Genomic DNA, 17,195 nt, shown 5'->3' with positions numbered 1-17,195 from the left:
TTAATCGTGTTAGTCAATGATTCGTTGTTGTCTGACACGTTTTTTATTAAATTTTCAAAGAACTTTTTTCTTTAACAACTTTTGTTGTTAGAAGTCAATAGTTTTTTTAAAATTTTTTTATTTTTTTTTCGGAGATAAAATATGCTTGAAATCAGACTAAAAGAACTTCGTAATAAAGCTAATATAACTCAAAAGGAACTTGCTGAAGCTATAAACACAAGTCAACAAAATATCGCCTTTTACGAAAAAGGAGAACGAAAACCAAAACATGATATGGTTGAAAAACTAGCAAACTTCTTCAATGTTTCAATAGACTACTTACTAGGTAAAACAGATATTCCTGATTGTGACTTAGAGGCTGACATAGATAATGCTATTGATAATTCCGTCGCTTATGATGGTACACCCATTACAGATAATGACAGAGAAATCATTAAGAACTTTCTAAAAGACTACTTTTCTAATAAGAAATAACTATGAATCTAAACAAAGTTATCAAAGAGATTGAACAATTAAATTGCCAAGTTATCACTCTTAAAAACTTATCAAGCAAAGGTAGATATGTACTTGCAAATAATAAACACTTTATCTTTCTTCGATCTGACACAAGTGATATTGAAAAAATAAATGTCCTTCTTCATGAAAAACACCATCTAATCAATGACGACTGCAACAACTCACTTTCTCAGATAGATTCCTATAAAAATCATATAGAAAATGAAAGCGAAAAAGGACGAATCCTTGACTTCATGAGTTTAGTCAATATTGAATATCCCATAGACGATAGTTTCAATTATCAAGACTATCTCAAAAACGCTGATATTCCTTCTAAATACGAAAACTACGTTAAAGAAATAGCTACACAATTTTACAATGAGAACAAAAAAAATAACATTATCTAAGATAGTGTTATTTTTTTCTATTTCCGAACAAATATTTAATACCTGGTTGCCTATTTTGACCTAAAAAACGAATCAAATATCCAGGAACATTTGATTTTCCTTCGCTTTTTATTCTAGAATAACATTTCCCCAAAATTCATCATTGCAAGTTACAGCTAATTCATTATTCAAATTGCCAGTAAAAAAGCCACCACCTTTTCTTTTAAACCTAATCTTAACAAAATAAACTTCTAAATCTCCTTCATATTCTTTTTTGACCACCATTTCTGACCCAGCTTCCATTTTATCTAGCTGATCCGAATACTCCCTCAGAAAATCTCTCACAAAATAATTAAATTTTGAAATCATATTTTTTGGAACTCTATCTTGATAACTTATTTCTTTAATTTCCATATTCTATCTCCTTAAAACAAATCCGAATGTGTACCTACACGTTCAAATACAACATGAGTACCTCTTTCTAGGTAATAATAAATCATAAGCAAATCTGACTTCCTACCCCCAATATGAATTTCCCACAGCTTAGGTATTCTTTTTCTAGGCTCTAAAACATGCTTTTTATATTCATAACCCAATTCTTCATCATTTACTATCTTCTTAACTGCTTCATTGATAGGAGTTACATCTATTCCACGCTTAATTATTTTGGCTAAATCTTTATTATATCTATTCGAGAACTCATAACTAAGCATTTTCTCTTACCATTCTTTCAAAATAATCATCTACACTTTCGGTACTTTTTGTTATCCCCTCATTTTTATATTTACTGATACTCTCTTTAAAAGCCTGCTGAGTAACTTCATTATATTCATCTATATTTCTTGTACGAATATAATCACCATCTTCTAACTCAATTTCATAATCTGAATCAAGTTTTAACTCAAACGGAATACTTCTCGTCAACACACTTTGCTTCAAAAACAACTTCACAGCAGTTGACATATCTAAACCTAACTCATTAAAAATCACAGTTGCTTCTTTTTTTAATTCATCATCTACCCTTACAGCTATAGTTGACATGATATTTTCTCCTTTTTTATTGTATATCTATTGTACCACTTTCAGACCTACAATACAACTATCCAATAATCAAATACAAAACAAAATAGACCAGCTTCCTGATCTACTTTGTTCTATATTCATTGACTTTTGGTCAAATTTTGGTCACAGTTTGGTCAAAAATTCCAAAAATACTAACCTATTCTAAAAAGCTAACTTGTGATGATTGCCTTTAAACTAACACTTTAAATATTCTTTGTTTTTCTTTACACTTCCCAAAATGCCCCCTGCAGGAATCGAACCTGCAACTACTCCTTAGGAGGGAGTTGTTATATCCATTGAACTAAGGGAGCTAGAGAAAAACCCTGCTGGGTAAGCAGAGTTTTTTTAGTCGAATTAACGACGGATTTCTTTGATACGAGCTGCCTTACCTTGAAGTGCACGCAAGTAGTACAATTTCGCACGACGTACTTTACCGTAACGAACAACTTCGATCTTTTCAACACGTGGAGTGTGGATTGGGAAGATACGCTCAACACCTACACCGTTAGAGATTTTACGAACTGTGTAGTTTTCTGAGATGCCAGCACCTTTACGTGCGATAACAACACCTTCAAAGATCTGAACACGTTCACGGTTACCTTCGACAACTTTCGCGTGTACACGAACAGTGTCACCAGGACGGAATGATGGGATATCTGTACGAAGTTGACCTTCAGTCAAGCTTTGGATTAATGGATTCATTTTTTTCTCCTATCTTTGTCAATCTTGAGGAACCTTCCTCAGCGGATAAACTGTATTTTTGTGCGTCCATTACACACAAGATACAGTTTACCAAATTTCCACCTAAAAGTAAAGGAATTTATAGCAGAATCCCTAAAAAAATCGCTAGAAACCCGCCTAGGTAAGTTAAGAGTAAATAGCTATAAAATACCTTCTTGTCACTTAACAGTCTTTGCAGCTCGTCATTCAGAGTTGAAAAGGTCGTCAACCCACCACAGAAACCTGTCGCCAGGATAGCATAAACTTCCTTGGACTCCACATGATTGTAGAGTAAGCCAATTAAAAAACAACCGAGAAGATTGGCTATGAGAGTTCCTAAAGGCAATTTAGAAGCTTGATTATAGTGGGAAAAGAAATAACGCACTAGGGCTCCAAGCCCGCAGGCGACTGCAAGATAGACGATTACCATTTCTTCCTCCCTAGAACATAAGCCAAGAGCAGGCCTCCGCCAATACTCAAAAGTAGGTAGATGCCTAAACTAAGATAACGCCCAGTATCGAGCAATTTCACAGCGTCCAAGAGCAGGCTAGAAAAGGTTGTTAAACCTCCGCAAAAACCCGTCCCCAGCGCCAAAACCAAACCTTTACTGCTTCCCTTATAGATCAGATAGCCTTTTACCAGATAGACCAAGCAGAAAATACCCAGATAGTTGACAAGGAGGGTGCCCCAAGGAAAGTCAGGACTGGTTGGCAACTGACTAGATAGAAAATAGCGGACAAGGCCACCCAACATACCAGCTAAAAAAATCCCTAGCGGATAGAATTGTTCTTTTTTCATTTGATGTTTTGTTCCTGATAATCACGCGAACGTTTGAGAATATCTGAAAAAGTCGCAACAATGGTTTCTTGGTAATTCTTATTGCTTACACGACTTCTTACCTTTTCAAAAATGACTTCTTCTCGCTTGGTGTCTAAAATAGGTTTTCCTGAGGTTTTCTTATAGGCAACTACACTCTCAACCAAATGCATTCGTTCTTCCAAGAGATTAACAATTTGGTCGTCGATTTGATCAATTTCTTGCCGAATACTAGCTAAATCCATAGTGTCTCCTCCTTTATTTGAATTATTGTATCAAAAAGCCACCAAATAGGCTAGTAAAATCTAGTTTAACTACTAAAAACTGCACTGACTCCTTCCAGTCAGCGCAGCTTGATTCTTATCCTACTTTTGCAGCCAATTCTTCTGCGAATTGTTCCAAGCGTTCGATATCTTCTTCTTCAGCAGAGAGATCAACTTTAACACATTCTGAACCTTTTTCTGCACCTGTCGCTACAAAAACGCGATCAAAGTCATCGACAGCCTTACAGAATTCGTCGTAGAAGGTGTCACCTGAACCAACAACTCCGTAGATTTTACCATTCAAGTTGAGGTCTGCAAGGTCTTCGTAGAAGTCCATCATCTCATCTGGCAATTCTCCATCGCCATAAGTATAGGTCGCAACGATTGCGATATCCGCTTCCAAGAAGTCTGAAGCGTCAACAGTCGTACATTCATCAACATCGACATCCAAGCCCAAGTCACGCAATTTATCTGCTACAATATCTGCAATTTCTTCGGTATTACCGGTCATACTGGCAAATACAATTTTTGCTAATGCCATATCGTCCTCCTCAATTTATCTTTCTCCATTATATCATATCTTTTTCATTTTAAAAATAAAAATTCTTGTGCTACAATGAAATGAGAAAGAATTGAGGTTATTTATGGAAATTTGCCGGCAAATATTAGAGAAAATCAAAGAATACGATACCATTATCATTCATCGTCATATGAAACCAGATCCTGATGCCTTAGGGAGTCAAGTGGGCTTGAAAGCTCTTCTCACATACCATTTTCCTGAAAAGACCATCAAAGCTGTCGGCTATAATGAACCGACTTTGACTTGGATGGCAGAAATGGATACTGTTCAAGATAGTGACTACCAAGGAGCTCTTGTCATTGTCTGCGATACAGCCAATACTGCTCGTATCGATGATAAGCGTTATCATCAAGGTGACTTTCTGATTAAGATTGACCACCATCCTAACGATGATGTTTACGGAGACTTGTCTTGGGTCGATACTGGCTCAAGCAGTGCTAGTGAGATGATTGCCCTATTTGCAGAAAATACTCAACTAAACCTGTCAGATCAAGCTGCTGAACTCCTATTTGCTGGGATCATTGGGGATACAGGCCGTTTCCTTTATCCTTCTACCTCAGCCCGAACCCTTCGTATCGCTTCTTCCTTGAGAGAGTACAACTTTGACTTTGCTAGTTTGACACGCAAGATGGATACCATTAGCTATAAAATTGCAAAACTTCAAGGGTATGTTTATGATCACTTAGAAGTTGATGAAAACGGAGCTGCTCGCGTTCTTCTCAGTCAAGAAATCTTGAAAGAGTATAATGTTACTGACGCTGAAACCGCAGCTATTGTCGGTGCACCAGGAAGAATTGACAGTGTCAGTCTCTGGGGGATTTTTGTCGAGCAAGCTGACGGACATTACCGCGTTCGTTTACGTAGTAAAATTCATCCAATTAACCAGATTGCCAAGGAACATGACGGTGGTGGCCATCCGTTAGCAAGTGGAGCCAATTCTTATAGTTTAGAGGAAAATGAACAAATATACGGGAAGCTTCAAGAAGTCGCAAGAACAAATCAAGGCTAAGATTCATTCTTAGCCTTTTCCCATTCTTTTTTCTTGAAAATATACGGTTTCTTTGTCACTCACTTTATGGTATAATAAACCAATGAAAAGAAAAGGAGACTTATTATGGAAAAAAATCGTTTGTTTATTCTCATTTCTGCTGGAGTAGCCATTCTAGGTTCACTCTTACCCTGGGCTAGTTTGAATGCTGGTGCTTTTGGCTCCTATAGTGTGCACGGTTTTAACGGAGATGGCTGGTTTGTTATCATCGCGGCTATTGTCTCTATTGTTCTGACGTGCTTGAATAATGTCAATAAACCAATGCCTAAAGGTTTTGCCATTAGTGTCATTGTTGCAGGTGCAATTTCTACTCTCGTCACTCTTGTTAATTTATTCAGCATAAACAAGTATGTAACTCATATTGGTGGATACGGCGTTTCAATCGGTTTTGGTTTGATTCTTTCCCTTCTTGCTAGTATTGCCCTTGTAGTGACTGGTCTCTTGGCAATGTCAGGTGGTAAAATCACAAAAGACTCATTAGCAGAATTAGCTGAATCAGGAAAAGATTTTGCTCAAACAGTCGGACGCGTAACAAGTACTACCGTAAAAACTGCAGTAGAGGAAATCAAAAAAGAAACTCAAGAACATAAAAAAGAAGAAACTACAGCTGAGACCGTAGAAAAGGAATCTGAGCAAAATGAAGAAACTACAGCTGAGACCGTAGAAAAGGAATCTGAGCAAAATGAAGAAACTACAGAACCAGCTCATGTCGAAGCTGAAACGGAAAATAAAGAACCTGTTAAAGAAGAATCAGTTGCAACTGAATTAGCTGAAGAAGAAACTACTGAATTTAAAAATGAAGAGAAAGAAGAACAAAAAGATCCAAGTCAGGCGGACAAATAATTCTTCTCCTATCACCTCAGTAAAAACTGGGGTGATTTTTATCGATATTTTTAATAAAATCAGGGAAAAGACTTGCCAAACTTACCAGAATCTGATAGACTAGTAAGGTAACAATCTATGGCTCACAAAGAGACCATGGCAGAAAGGAAATATTGCAAAATGAAAAAAGATATCCATCCAGAATATCGCCCAGTTGTCTTCATGGACACAACTACTGGTTACAAATTCCTTAGCGGTTCAACAAAACGCTCTAACGAAACTGTTGAGTTCGAAGGCGAAACTTACCCATTGATCCGTGTGGAAATTTCATCAGACTCACATCCATTCTACACTGGACGTCAAAAGTTCACTCAAGCAGATGGACGCGTGGATCGTTTCAACAAAAAATACGGTCTCAAATAATCATAAAAAGAACAGCTTCGACTGTTCTTTTTTCTTTCTTCAAATCAGGACTCAAGCACCACTGCTGTTCCGCTACAGGTAACCATCAGCATACCATTCTCAGCACCTAAGGTTTCATAGTCCATCTTAACCCCAATGATAGCATTTGCGCCACGTTCACTCGCACGCGCCATCATTTCTGCTAAAGCTTCTTCTCTCGCTTGGGTTAATTCGCCTTCATAACTACTAGCACGACCGCCAAAAATATTACGGAAACCAGCCGCCATATCTTTGAACATATTAACCCCAGCAACCACTTCGCCAAAGACAATTCCTTTGTATTCTAGGACTTTCTTTCCTTCGATCACCGTAGTTGAAATAATCATCTTTAGGTCCTCCTTGCTTCTTTTAGAACATTGTAAGCCCTTTCATTGTCTTTGTCAAGAAATTCCTTATTGTTTTTATACTCTCATCAAAAAAGAGAAGACTTGGAGTCTTCTCTTTTTTCTTGGTTAAATCGCTTCTGTGACAAAACTACGACTTTCTAGCACCTTAAGCATGGCATCTGCTGTGTCTAGTGCTGTAAAGAGTGGCACACCGTGTTCAATGGCTGAACGGCGGATTTGCTCACCATCTTCGTCAGCAGTTCGTTTGGTTCCGACAGTATTGATGATTGCTTGAATTTTTCCTTTACGAACAAAGCTTGGGATATCCTTCTCATCATCACCAATCTTACCAACAGGCTGAGCATGCAGTCCATGGCTCGCAAAGAAGGCTGCAGTTCCTTCTGTCGCGAGGATACCGTAACCGATATTTTGGAAACGGCGAGCCAAGTCCAAGGCTTCTTCTTTGGCATCATCTGCAATGGTGAAGACTACATTTCCGAAAGTTGGCAAATGGAGGTAAGAAGCTTCAAAGGCTTTATAGAGAGCTTTTTCTAGAGTAGCATCAGAGCCCATGACTTCCCCTGTTGACTTCATTTCAGGACCAAGCAGGCTATCTACCTTAGCTAACTTGGTGAAGGAGAAGACTGGCGCCTTGATATGAACGCGAGTGCTTTCTGGGTAAAGTCCATCTTGATAACCAAGTTCTTCAAGACTTTGACCAAGAATCAACTTAGTCGCAACCTGAGCCATAGGGATGTTGGTTACTTTAGAAAGGAATGGTACGGTACGGCTAGCACGAGGGTTTACTTCAATGACGTATACTTTCTCATCCTTGATAACAAACTGAATGTTCATCATACCAAGACAGTTGAGACCAATTGCCAGACGCTTAGTGTAATCTGCAATCGTTTCTTGCACCTTTTGAGACAAGGTTTGTGGAGGGTAAACAGCCATTGAGTCACCTGAGTGGACACCAGCACGTTCGATATGTTCCATGATACCTGGAATGAGAACATTTTGTCCGTCTGAGATGGCATCAACTTCACATTCTTGTCCGACGATATAAGAGTCGACAAGAACTGGATGATCTGGACTAGCCTTAACAGCGGTACGCATGTAAGAACGGAGGTCTTCTTCGTTTTCAACGATTTCCATGGCACGTCCCCCCAAGACATAAGATGGGCGAACAAGGACTGGGAAGCCAATCTTGCGAGCTGCAAGCACGGCTTCTTCTTCATTGGTAGCCGTTTGTCCTGGTGGCTGTGGAATATCCAAGTCTTTAAGGGCTTGCTCGAAGAGGTCACGGTCTTCTGCACGGTCTAGGTCAGCGACTTGCGTACCAAGGATGGTCACACCTGCTTTTGCCAATGGCTCCGCAAGGTTGATAGCTGTTTGACCACCAAACTGAACGATAACGCCTTTTGGTTGCTCCAAGTCGATAACATTCATCACATCTTCGAAAGTCAACGGTTCAAAGTAGAGCTTATCAGACACAGAGAAGTCTGTTGAAACGGTCTCTGGGTTTGAGTTCATAATGATGGCTTCGTAACCAGCTGCTTGGATGGCCTTAACAGAGTGAACCGTTGCGTAGTCAAACTCAACCCCTTGACCGATACGGATTGGACCTGAACCTAGGACTAGGACGGATTCCTTGTCAGATTTGATAGATTCATTTTCCCAACCATAGGTAGAATAGAAATATGGCGTTTCAGAGTCGAACTCTGCCGCACAGGTATCAACCATCTTATAAACTGGGATAATTTTGTTTTCCAAGCGAAGTTGACGAACTTGATCAGCTGTTGTTTTCCAGAGTTCAGCAATCTTACGGTCTGAGAAGCCATTTAGCTTAGCTGTTTTCAAAACTTCTAGATCTTGTGGATGAGCACCCAATTCTTGCTCGATTTCAAAGATATGCAAGAGTTTATCAAGATAGAAGATATCAATCTTGGTCAATTCAGCAATTTCTTCTGGTGTGTAACCACGGCGAATGGCTTCTGAAACGTAGAAGAGACGATCATCTTGGGCTTTGACAACCTTTTCAATCAAAGCATCATCTGAAACCGCTGCAAGCTCAGGCATTTCATTGTGGTGAACGCCAATTTCAAGTGAACGACAGGCCTTGAGGAGTGACTCCTCGATGTTCCGACCGATAGCCATAACTTCTCCAGTTGCCTTCATCTGGGTACCAAGACGACGTTCCCCTTTTTCAAACTTGTCGAATGGGAAACGAGGAATCTTAGCAACCACATAGTCTAGGGCTGGCTCAAACATGGCATAGGTTGATCCTGTAACTGGGTTGATGACCTCATCCAAGGTCAAACCGACGGCAATCTTAGCTGCCAATTTAGCAATCGGATAACCTGTCGCCTTAGATGCAAGGGCAGAAGAACGCGATACACGAGGGTTTACTTCGATAACATAGTACTTAAAGCTATGCGGATCAAGGGCTAGCTGAACGTTACATCCACCTTCAATCTTGAGAGCGCGGATAATGCTCAAGCTCGCGTCACGGAGCATTTGGTTTTCATAGTCTGACATGGTTTGCGCAGGGGCAAATACAATGGAGTCCCCTGTGTGAATCCCAACTGGGTCAAAGTTTTCCATGTTACAAACAACGAGGGCATTATCAGCCGAGTCACGCATGACTTCGTATTCGATTTCCTTGAAACCTGCAATGGAACGCTCAATCAAACATTGGGTAACAGGTGACAGTTTCAACCCATTTTCAGCGATTTCACGCAATTCTTCCTCGTTGGCACACATACCACCACCCGTACCACCTAGGGTAAAGGCTGGACGGACGATGACTGGGTAGCCAATTGTCGCTGCAAAGGCAACAGCTTCTTCTACTGTGTTGACAATTTCAGACTCTGGGATTGGTTGCTCAAGCTCTTCCATCAATTGTTTAAAGAGGTCACGATCCTCTGCTTGGTCGATGGCAGACAATTTAGTACCTAGAAGCTCTACTCCAAGCTCATCTAAAATACCGTTTTTAGACAATTCCATGGCCATATTGAGCCCTGTTTGGCCTCCAAGAGTTGGAAGCAAGGCATCTGGACGTTCCTTACGGAGAATTCGCGTCACAAACTCAAGTGTAATCGGTTCGATGTAAACCTTGTCCGCAATCTCCTTGTCCGTCATGATGGTTGCAGGGTTTGAGTTCACCAAAACAACCTCATAGCCTTCCTCTTTCAAAGACAAGCAGGCCTGGGTCCCAGCGTAGTCAAACTCAGCAGCCTGACCAATAATAATCGGACCAGAACCAATCACCATAATTTTTTGAATATCAGTACGTTTAGGCATAGTTTATGATACAAAGCCCGTCAAGAACACAGTGAAAATAGGAAACTCGGTGCAGACGCCTTTAGCGTCAAGACGATGTTTATCTTTTTCACACAGTTCTTAGGGCGTGTTCACTTCCGCGAACATTGTACCTTCTCCTTTCTATTCGGCAACTCTCAGGTTGCCATTAAATAAATTCTCCGACGATTTTTTAGAGAAACGATCATTTTCGATAAAAAATCTAGTGCAGGGAGTTTTTAGTTCGCCTGATAGCGACTAAAAGAAACGACCTGCCTTTCTATTCGTCGCCTCACAGGGCGACATTAAATAAGATACAAAGGACGATAAGAAAGCGACTGAATTTTAGGAAACCAAGGATAGCAATCCTTCCTTGGTTTCTCTAAATTCCGAGCTTTCCGTCCGTGTTCAATTCCATAAATTCTCCGACGAGTCTTACTCGTTCTTAGTTGGCTTGTTTAAAAGCTTCCATCATCTCGATAAACTCGTCAAAGAGGTAGCTAGCGTCGTGTGGCCCAGGAGCTGCATCTGGGTGGAATTGTACAGAAAAACCTGGTTGGTATCTGTGACGCACACCTTCAACTGACTTGTCATTGATTTCTTCGTGGGTAATGATCAAGTGTTCTGGCAAGTCCTCACGGCTAACCGCATAACCATGGTTCTGGCTAGTAAAGTCTACTCGTCCTGTTGCAATTTCACGAACCGCGTGATTAAATCCACGGTGACCAAACTTCATCTTGTAGGTCTTGGCTCCATTTGCCATAGCAAAAAGTTGGTGCCCCATACAGATACCAAAGATTGGAATTTTCCCTTGCACACCACGAATCATATCGAGGGCCTGAGGGACATCTTCTGGGTTCCCTGGACCGTTTGACAACATGACGCCGTCAGGGTTGAGATGGAGAATTTCTTCTGCTGTGGTTGTGTATGGAACCACGGTCACGTTACAGTTCCGTTTCGAAAGTTCGCGTAAGATGGAGTGTTTGAGACCAAAGTCTACCAGAACGACACTCAATCCAACTCCAGGAGCAGGATAAGCTGTCTTAGTAGAGACTTGCTTGATATTATCTGTCGGCAAGACTGTTGCTTGGAGCTGGTCTGCAATATGGTCCATGGTATCACCAACATGCGTAAGGGTTGCCCTCATAGTACCATGCTTACGGATAATCTTTGTAAGCGCACGAGTATCAATCCCTGAGATACCAGGGATTTTCTTGGCTTTCAAGAATTCGTCCAAGGTCATTTGATTGCGCCAGTTGCTGGCTCTACGCGCTTCTTCAAAAACTACTACTCCCTTACAGGTAGGACTGATGGATTCGTAGTCATCACGGTTAATCCCATAGTTTCCTACCAATGGGTATGTGAAAGTCAAGATTTGTCCATTATAAGACTGGTCTGTAATGGATTCTTGATAGCCGGTCATCCCTGTATTAAAGACGATTTCACCTGTTACATCAATATCTGCTCCGAAGGCCTTGCCTTCAAAAACAGTGCCATCTTCTAATACTAGAAGTCGTTTTGTCATATAGTCACCTCTCGTGGACGCTCTCTGGCGTCTTTTAACGTCTTGTGTTTATTTTGCTTTTCTGTATGCCAGAACAGATTCTAAGATTGCCATTCTGACAAATACACCATTGGTCATTTGTTGGACAATGCGTGATTTTGGCGCTTCAACTAAATGGTCTGCGATTTCGACATCACGGTTGACTGGGGCAGGGTGCATGAGAATTGCTTTTTCTTTCAAACGATCATAACGCTCTTGCGTCAAACCATGTTGCGCATGGTAGCCTTCTTTTGAAAAGACCACTCCACTATCATGACGTTCATGCTGGACGCGAAGGAACATCATGACATCCACCTGATCGATGATCTCGTCAATGCTTACAAACTGACCATAGTCTGCGAATTCCTGACTTCTCCATTCCTCAGGACCTGCAAAGTAAAGCTCTGCGCCTATACGTTTCAAAATTTGCATATTTGATTTGGCTACACGTGAGTGGTCCAGATCCCCAGCGATAGCGACCTTAAGCCCCTCAAAATGGCCGAATTCTTCATATATTGTCATCAAATCAAGCAAGCTCTGACTTGGATGTTGTCCTGAACCATCTCCACCATTGATAATGGAAGTCGTAATGGTTGGACTGGCAATCAACTCTCTGTAGTAGTCGACTTCTGGGTGACGGATAACACAGGCATCCACTCCAAGTGCAGACAGTGTCAAGATCGTATCATAGAGTGTTTCACCCTTGTTAACTGAACTCGTCTTCACATCGAAATCGAGTAGATTCAGTCCCAGCTTAATCTCTGCTACTTCAAAGGACTTGTGCGTACGAGTCGAACTTTCAAAGAAAAGGTTGGAAACGATATGCTGGTCCTCATAGGAAGCCTGCGCTCCATTCTTAAATTCGATTCCTCGTTTGATCAATTTCATGACCTGATCTACAGTAAGGTCTTCCATAGAGACCACATGTTGCAAAGCTTGTTGATTATCTGACATGGTTAACTCCTTTTTGCTATCTATGCTTCTTCGGTAATAAGAACTCTATCTTGTCCATCTAGTTCTGCCATCTCTACGATGATCTCTTCAGAGCGACTGGTTGGAATATTTTTTCCAACATAGTCTGGACGGATTGGAAGTTCTCTATGTCCGCGATCCACTAGAACTGCTAAACTCACACGAGCAGGGCGACCATGGCTGACGACGTTGTCAATAGCTGCACGAATGGTACGACCTGTATAGAGCACATCGTCCACCAAGATGACTTCCCGATCTGTCACATCAACAGAGATTAAAGAAGTATCTTCACCACTTTTAACATCGTCACGGAAAGGCTTGGTGTCCAGCTCTACCACTGGAACTGAAAGAGATTCTAACTGTTCCAAGCGTTCTTGAATACGGCGAGCGATAAAGACACCTCGCGTTTTAATACCAGCCAAAACGATTTTGTTCAAATCTTTGTTTCGCTCAATAATCTCGTAAGTAATTCGAGTAATCGCGCGTTTGACGGTCAATTCGTCTACAACTTCTTTTGCCTTCATGACAAACCTCCAAAAAGAAAAGTCTCCTTAACAAGGAGACTTCAGAATGTATAGCCAAGCGAGCCCTACTGCAAACAGTATAGACTTCACCCTTCTACTTAATCTAGCTCCTTGTCTGCCTCACGGGACAGGTTTAAAGGAATATTTTATTGTCATTACTATATCACAAAGACCCGTTCAAATCAAGTAAAAACATTCATTATTTTTACTTATAACGAACTAAAATCATATAATTGAGGATAGTGATCGCATTCTGGATTTTTTGGATGACAGATAGCCCGTCCAAAGTAAATCATGGCTTGGTGGGCTGCCAACCATTTCTCTGGTGGCAGAATGTCCATGACACGTTTTTCTACTTCGAGGGGTGTAGCCGATTTTTTGACAATATCATGGTGCTTGCAGATACGCTCAACATGAGTGTCCACTGCAAAGGCTGGAATTCCAAAGCCAACACTCATGACGACATTTGCTGTTTTGCGACCAACACCTGCTAGGCTTTCTAATTCCTCGCGAGTCTGAGGTACTTGCCCGTCAAAATCTTCCAAGAGCTGCTGGGCACATTTTTTTAAAAACTTGGCTTTATTGCGATAAAGTCCCAAGCGAGAAATGTGCGAAGCAATTTCACTTTCAGTTGCGACAGACATGGCTTGAGGCGTTGGAAAAGCAGCAAAGAGACCCGGTGTAGCCTTGTTGACTGCAGCATCTGTCGTCTGGGCTGACAACATGACCGCAACCAGTAGTTCAAAATGATTGGTAAAATCAAGGCTGGGCTTGGCATCTGGGAAGAGAGCTATGATTTCTTCTAGCACTTTTCGTGCTCGTTTTTTTGACAAGACCATTATTCGTCTCCGTCAAATAGTCCTTGCAAGCCAGCAAATGGACTGTTTTCTTCTTTCTTGACTGCTTGTTGAGCTTGGTACTCCTCCTCTGTCATGATTTGCCAGTCATTACCTGAAACAAATCCTTGACCAGCTTCCTCTTCAGCCGTCAAGACTTTGATTGGGATATTGAGCAAGATATTATCTGACACACTTTCAGCCAAATCAATTTCACCATTTTCGATAGGAAGGACCAAATCATCATCTAAAACTTCCTGATCTAGTTGGTTGGTTGCGCCTTCCATGAAAACCTCTGTCACTGGATAAGACTCTTCCAATTCAACTGGCTCCATACTGCGACTGGAAGCAAGGATAATGGTGTAAGATAGTTGATAATCTAAGAAATACATGCGGCCTTCGTATTGGACCTTCCCTACCGCAAGGATATCTTTGACATCTAAAATTTCTTGATTTCGTTTACGCAAGTCTGCTGCCAGGTCTAAAGCTTGTTCAAAGTGTAGACCTTCAGGCTGCTTACGAATTTCTTGAATATTTAACTTCATATTTCCTCCATAAAGATGTACTCACTTGATTATACCATGAAAAGGCTACAAGTCATCCTTATAAACCTTGATATTAAAATCTCATTTTTTAACATATTTACTATGACATATTTTCTGTTTAGTGCTATACTATAGGCAAGAATACATCAGAGCAAGGAGGATGCTCATATGGAAGACAAAGCACTCATCAACCAAGCTTACCAACTCCTATCCGAGTTAAATAAAAGCTACCAAAGCTGCAAACAAGGTACAGCCGATGATTTCCGTCTACAAGAACTGCTGAACAGCACTCTCAAGGAACTTAAAAAAGCGGAAAAGCTTGACAATAGTATCTTAATCGACCTTGAGAAATTTTACCAACGCACAAGTCTTCTGATTGGATTAGGGAGCCTAAAACTAAACGATCAAGCTCGTACTGCTTGGCGAAACTATGACAAGTTCCATTACGAGCACGTCAAACACGTACTGACTCTCTATGGATCTGTTTTTGGTTTTTAGAGCTTGAAATTACTTGTTTTCTATTGACAAAATTTCCTGAAAGGTATAGGATAGAGGTACTAATACTCGGAGGTATGGGAGACATGAACAACTAATCTATCAAATAAAGAACTTTATTTAGTAGATCTTGTTTTTGTCTCTTTTTGTGTGCTCTTTTCATACTAGATTTTCTAGTATCTTGTCCCCATTGAAAATTAAAAAACTAGAAAGCTATGCTCCTCTTGGGTTGGGTTAGGCAGCTCCAAGCTAGTTTGACGAGTTTTTCAAATAGGATAATAGAGTTTTGACAGTGACTTTGGGCTCTACTAGATAAAGTAGAGCTTTTTGTTATGCACTATGGACATTCTAGAAAGGGCAACAATATGATAAAAATCAATCATCTAACCATCACTCAAAACAAAGATTTGCGGGACCTTGTATCTGACCTAACCATGACCATCCAAGACGGAGAAAAAGTTGCTATTATTGGTGAAGAAGGAAATGGTAAATCGACTTTACTACGAGCTTTAACGGGGGAAGCATTATCTGATTTTACTATCAAGGGCGACATCCAGTCTGACCTTCAATCACTGGCCTACATTCCTCAAAAACTCCCCGAGTTCCTGAAAAATAGGACTCTACACGACTACTTCTTTTTGGACTCTGCTGAATTAGACTACAGTATTCTTTATCGTTTGGCGGAGGAATTGCACTTTGATAGCGACCGTTTTGCTAGCGACCAAGAGATTGGCAGTCTATCAGGGGGCGAAGCTTTGAAAATTCAGCTCATCCACGAGTTAGCCAAACCTTTTGAGATTCTATTTTTAGATGAACCTTCAAATGACCTAGACCTTGAGACGGTTGATTGGCTAAAAAGGCAGATTCGAAAGATTAGGCAAACTGTTATTTTCATTTCCCATGATGAAGACTTTCTTTCTCAAACGGCAGATACTATTGTCCACTTGCGACTGGTCAAGCATCGGAAAGAAGCGGAAACGCTAGTCGAGCATTTAGACTATGATCGCTATAGTGAGCAGAGAAAGGCTAATTTTGCCAGACAAAGCCAGCAAGCTGCTAACGACCAGAGAGCCTATGATAAAACCATGGAAAAACATCGCCGAGTTAAGCAAAATGTAGAAACTGCACTTCGAGCTACCAAAGACAATACTGCTGGTCGCCTATTGGCTAAAAAGATGAAAACTGTTCTCTCTCAAGAAAAACGCTTTGAAAAGGAAGCTCAGTCCATGACCCAAAAGCCACTTGAAGAGGAACAAATCCAACTTTTCTTTTCAGACATCCAACCATTACCGGCTTCTAAAGTCTTAATTCGACTGGAAAAGGAAAAGTTGTCTATCGACGAACGCATTTTAGCTCAGGAGTTACGACTAACGATCCGTGGCCAAGATAAAATCGGTATCATCGGGCCAAATGGTGCTGGGAAATCAACTCTGTTAGCCAAGTTGCAACAACTGCTCAGCGTCAAAAGAGAGATTTCGCTTGGTTTTATGCCACAAGATTACCATAAAAAACTGCAATTGGAGATGTCACCAGTAGCCTATCTCAGCCAAACTGGAGAAAAAGAGGAACTACAGAAAATCCAATCTCACCTAGCCAGTCTCAATTTCAGCTATCCAGAGATGCACCATCAAATCCGCTCCCTATCTGGTGGGCAACAAGGTAAACTCCTTCTATTGGATTTAGTACTGTGCAAACCAAACTTTCTCCTTCTGGATGAGCCCACACGAAACTTTTCACCCACTTCTCAACCCGAAATCAGAAAACTCTTTGCCTCTTATCCCGGCGGTCTGATCACTGTTTCGCATGACAGACGCTTCTTAAAAGAGGTCTGTACCAGCCTCTATCGTTTGAGAGAAGAGGATTTGGAAGTTGTTGATTTACAAGATTTATAATTTTTGAACATAGCAAAAATCCAGAGAGATTTCTCTGGATTTTTTTACATACGTCTTTCTTAGGATCATTGATGTACAGAGCGCTACTAGTATCATCGATCTGACAGA

22 protein-coding genes and 1 tRNA gene are annotated in these 17,195 nt (G+C 40.8%); 7 read left to right on the top strand and 16 right to left on the bottom strand.

The features are described 5' to 3' along the window. Positions 1-141: 141 nt before the first annotated feature. Positions 142-474: a helix-turn-helix domain-containing protein gene (locus tag ADI74_RS04850; protein WP_049537395.1), complete on the top strand. Its 333-nt coding sequence runs from the start codon at positions 142-144 to the stop codon at positions 472-474. A gap of 2 nt (positions 475-476) precedes the next feature. Beyond that, positions 477-902 carry a toxin gene (locus ADI74_RS04845; protein WP_049537394.1) on the top strand — a complete coding sequence of 142 codons (426 nt, stop codon included), beginning with the start codon at positions 477-479 and terminating at the stop codon, positions 900-902. Positions 903-1,010: 108 nt separating this feature from the next. On the opposite strand, the gene ADI74_RS04840 is transcribed toward ADI74_RS04845, so the two are convergent. From ADI74_RS04840 to ADI74_RS04800, 9 genes are all read right to left on the bottom strand, one after another. Beyond that, complete coding sequence (locus ADI74_RS04840) at positions 1,011-1,295, bottom strand: hypothetical protein (protein ID WP_049537392.1); 285 nt, start codon at positions 1,293-1,295, stop codon at positions 1,011-1,013. Between the two features lie 11 nt (positions 1,296-1,306). Continuing rightward, entirely contained in the window at positions 1,307-1,594 is a 288-nt protein-coding gene (locus ADI74_RS04835; protein WP_049537391.1) for a type II toxin-antitoxin system YafQ family toxin, read from the bottom strand. Next, the gene (locus tag ADI74_RS04830; protein WP_049537390.1) at positions 1,587-1,922 is read right to left on the bottom strand and encodes a type II toxin-antitoxin system RelB/DinJ family antitoxin; all 336 of its coding nucleotides are present in this window, start codon (positions 1,920-1,922) and stop codon (positions 1,587-1,589) included. Before ADI74_RS04830 ends, ADI74_RS04835 begins: the two co-directional genes overlap by 8 nt. A 260-nt stretch (positions 1,923-2,182) precedes the next feature. Beyond that, positions 2,183-2,254, bottom strand: a tRNA-Arg gene (locus tag ADI74_RS04825). A gap of 43 nt (positions 2,255-2,297) precedes the next feature. Beyond that, positions 2,298-2,645: a 50S ribosomal protein L19 gene (rplS, locus tag ADI74_RS04820; RefSeq protein ID WP_001068670.1), complete on the bottom strand. Its 348-nt coding sequence runs from the start codon at positions 2,643-2,645 to the stop codon at positions 2,298-2,300. Between the two features lie 118 nt (positions 2,646-2,763). Further along, positions 2,764-3,093, bottom strand: a complete 330-nt coding sequence (crcB, locus tag ADI74_RS04815; protein ID WP_049537388.1) for a fluoride efflux transporter CrcB — start codon at positions 3,091-3,093, stop codon at positions 2,764-2,766. Beyond that, a complete protein-coding gene (gene crcB, locus ADI74_RS04810) occupies positions 3,087-3,461 on the bottom strand; it encodes a fluoride efflux transporter CrcB (protein WP_049537385.1) in 375 nt (124 codons plus the stop codon). Before crcB (ADI74_RS04810) ends, crcB (ADI74_RS04815) begins: the two co-directional genes overlap by 7 nt. Beyond that, positions 3,458-3,724 carry a chorismate mutase gene (locus ADI74_RS04805; protein ID WP_049537383.1) on the bottom strand — a complete coding sequence of 89 codons (267 nt, stop codon included), beginning with the start codon at positions 3,722-3,724 and terminating at the stop codon, positions 3,458-3,460. The genes crcB (ADI74_RS04810) and ADI74_RS04805 overlap by 4 nt, the downstream gene beginning before the upstream one ends. 115 nt (positions 3,725-3,839) lie before the next feature. Further along, positions 3,840-4,283 (bottom strand): flavodoxin, encoded by a 444-nt coding sequence (locus tag ADI74_RS04800; RefSeq protein WP_001162125.1) that lies wholly within the window; start codon positions 4,281-4,283, stop codon positions 3,840-3,842. Between the two features lie 103 nt (positions 4,284-4,386). Here ADI74_RS04800 and ADI74_RS04795 point away from each other — a divergent pair, with 103 nt between their 5' ends. The 3 genes from ADI74_RS04795 to ADI74_RS04785 all read left to right on the top strand — a co-directional run bounded on the left by ADI74_RS04795 (position 4,387) and on the right by ADI74_RS04785 (position 6,615). After that, entirely contained in the window at positions 4,387-5,331 is a 945-nt protein-coding gene (locus tag ADI74_RS04795; protein WP_049537382.1) for a DHH family phosphoesterase, read from the top strand. A gap of 105 nt (positions 5,332-5,436) precedes the next feature. Further along, positions 5,437-6,213, top strand: a complete 777-nt coding sequence (locus tag ADI74_RS04790) for a lantibiotic ABC transporter permease (protein ID WP_049537380.1) — start codon at positions 5,437-5,439, stop codon at positions 6,211-6,213. A gap of 159 nt (positions 6,214-6,372) precedes the next feature. After that, on the top strand, positions 6,373-6,615 hold the full coding sequence (locus tag ADI74_RS04785; protein WP_000710762.1) for a type B 50S ribosomal protein L31: 243 nt from the start codon (positions 6,373-6,375) through the stop codon (positions 6,613-6,615). Between the two features lie 44 nt (positions 6,616-6,659). On the opposite strand, the gene ADI74_RS04780 is transcribed toward ADI74_RS04785, so the two are convergent. The 7 genes from ADI74_RS04780 to ADI74_RS04750 form a co-directional block, all read right to left on the bottom strand. After that, positions 6,660-6,980, bottom strand: coding sequence for a heavy metal-binding domain-containing protein (locus ADI74_RS04780; protein ID WP_049537378.1), 321 nt, complete (start codon positions 6,978-6,980; stop codon positions 6,660-6,662). 126 nt (positions 6,981-7,106) lie between these two features. Then, positions 7,107-10,283: a carbamoyl-phosphate synthase large subunit gene (gene carB, locus ADI74_RS04775; RefSeq protein ID WP_049537376.1), complete on the bottom strand. Its 3,177-nt coding sequence runs from the start codon at positions 10,281-10,283 to the stop codon at positions 7,107-7,109. A 442-nt stretch (positions 10,284-10,725) separates the two neighbouring features. After that, entirely contained in the window at positions 10,726-11,805 is a 1,080-nt protein-coding gene (locus ADI74_RS04770; protein ID WP_049537374.1) for a carbamoyl phosphate synthase small subunit, read from the bottom strand. A 48-nt stretch (positions 11,806-11,853) separates the two neighbouring features. After that, positions 11,854-12,777, bottom strand: coding sequence for an aspartate carbamoyltransferase catalytic subunit (locus ADI74_RS04765; protein WP_049537372.1), 924 nt, complete (start codon positions 12,775-12,777; stop codon positions 11,854-11,856). Positions 12,778-12,797: 20 nt separating this feature from the next. Beyond that, complete coding sequence (pyrR, locus tag ADI74_RS04760) at positions 12,798-13,319, bottom strand: bifunctional pyr operon transcriptional regulator/uracil phosphoribosyltransferase PyrR (RefSeq protein ID WP_000644748.1); 522 nt, start codon at positions 13,317-13,319, stop codon at positions 12,798-12,800. A 209-nt stretch (positions 13,320-13,528) separates the two neighbouring features. After that, complete coding sequence (nth, locus tag ADI74_RS04755) at positions 13,529-14,158, bottom strand: endonuclease III (protein ID WP_038806245.1); 630 nt, start codon at positions 14,156-14,158, stop codon at positions 13,529-13,531. Continuing rightward, positions 14,158-14,700 (bottom strand): YceD family protein, encoded by a 543-nt coding sequence (locus tag ADI74_RS04750; RefSeq protein WP_049537368.1) that lies wholly within the window; start codon positions 14,698-14,700, stop codon positions 14,158-14,160. The genes nth and ADI74_RS04750 overlap by 1 nt, the downstream gene beginning before the upstream one ends. Positions 14,701-14,868: 168 nt before the next feature. On the opposite strand from ADI74_RS04750, the gene ADI74_RS04745 reads away from it, so the two are divergent. Beyond that, positions 14,869-15,198, top strand: coding sequence for a hypothetical protein (locus ADI74_RS04745; protein WP_049537366.1), 330 nt, complete (start codon positions 14,869-14,871; stop codon positions 15,196-15,198). Between the two features lie 329 nt (positions 15,199-15,527). Then, positions 15,528-17,087, top strand: a complete 1,560-nt coding sequence (locus tag ADI74_RS04740; RefSeq protein WP_049537365.1) for an ATP-binding cassette domain-containing protein — start codon at positions 15,528-15,530, stop codon at positions 17,085-17,087. The last annotated feature ends 108 nt before the right edge of the window (positions 17,088-17,195 follow it).

The sequence above is a fragment of the Streptococcus pseudopneumoniae genome, assembly GCF_001074565.1.
In the GTDB taxonomy this organism is placed as follows: domain Bacteria; phylum Bacillota; class Bacilli; order Lactobacillales; family Streptococcaceae; genus Streptococcus; species Streptococcus pseudopneumoniae_J.
Note: the sequence above shows the minus strand (reverse complement) of the source record. Positions and strands in the feature narration are given on the sequence as shown.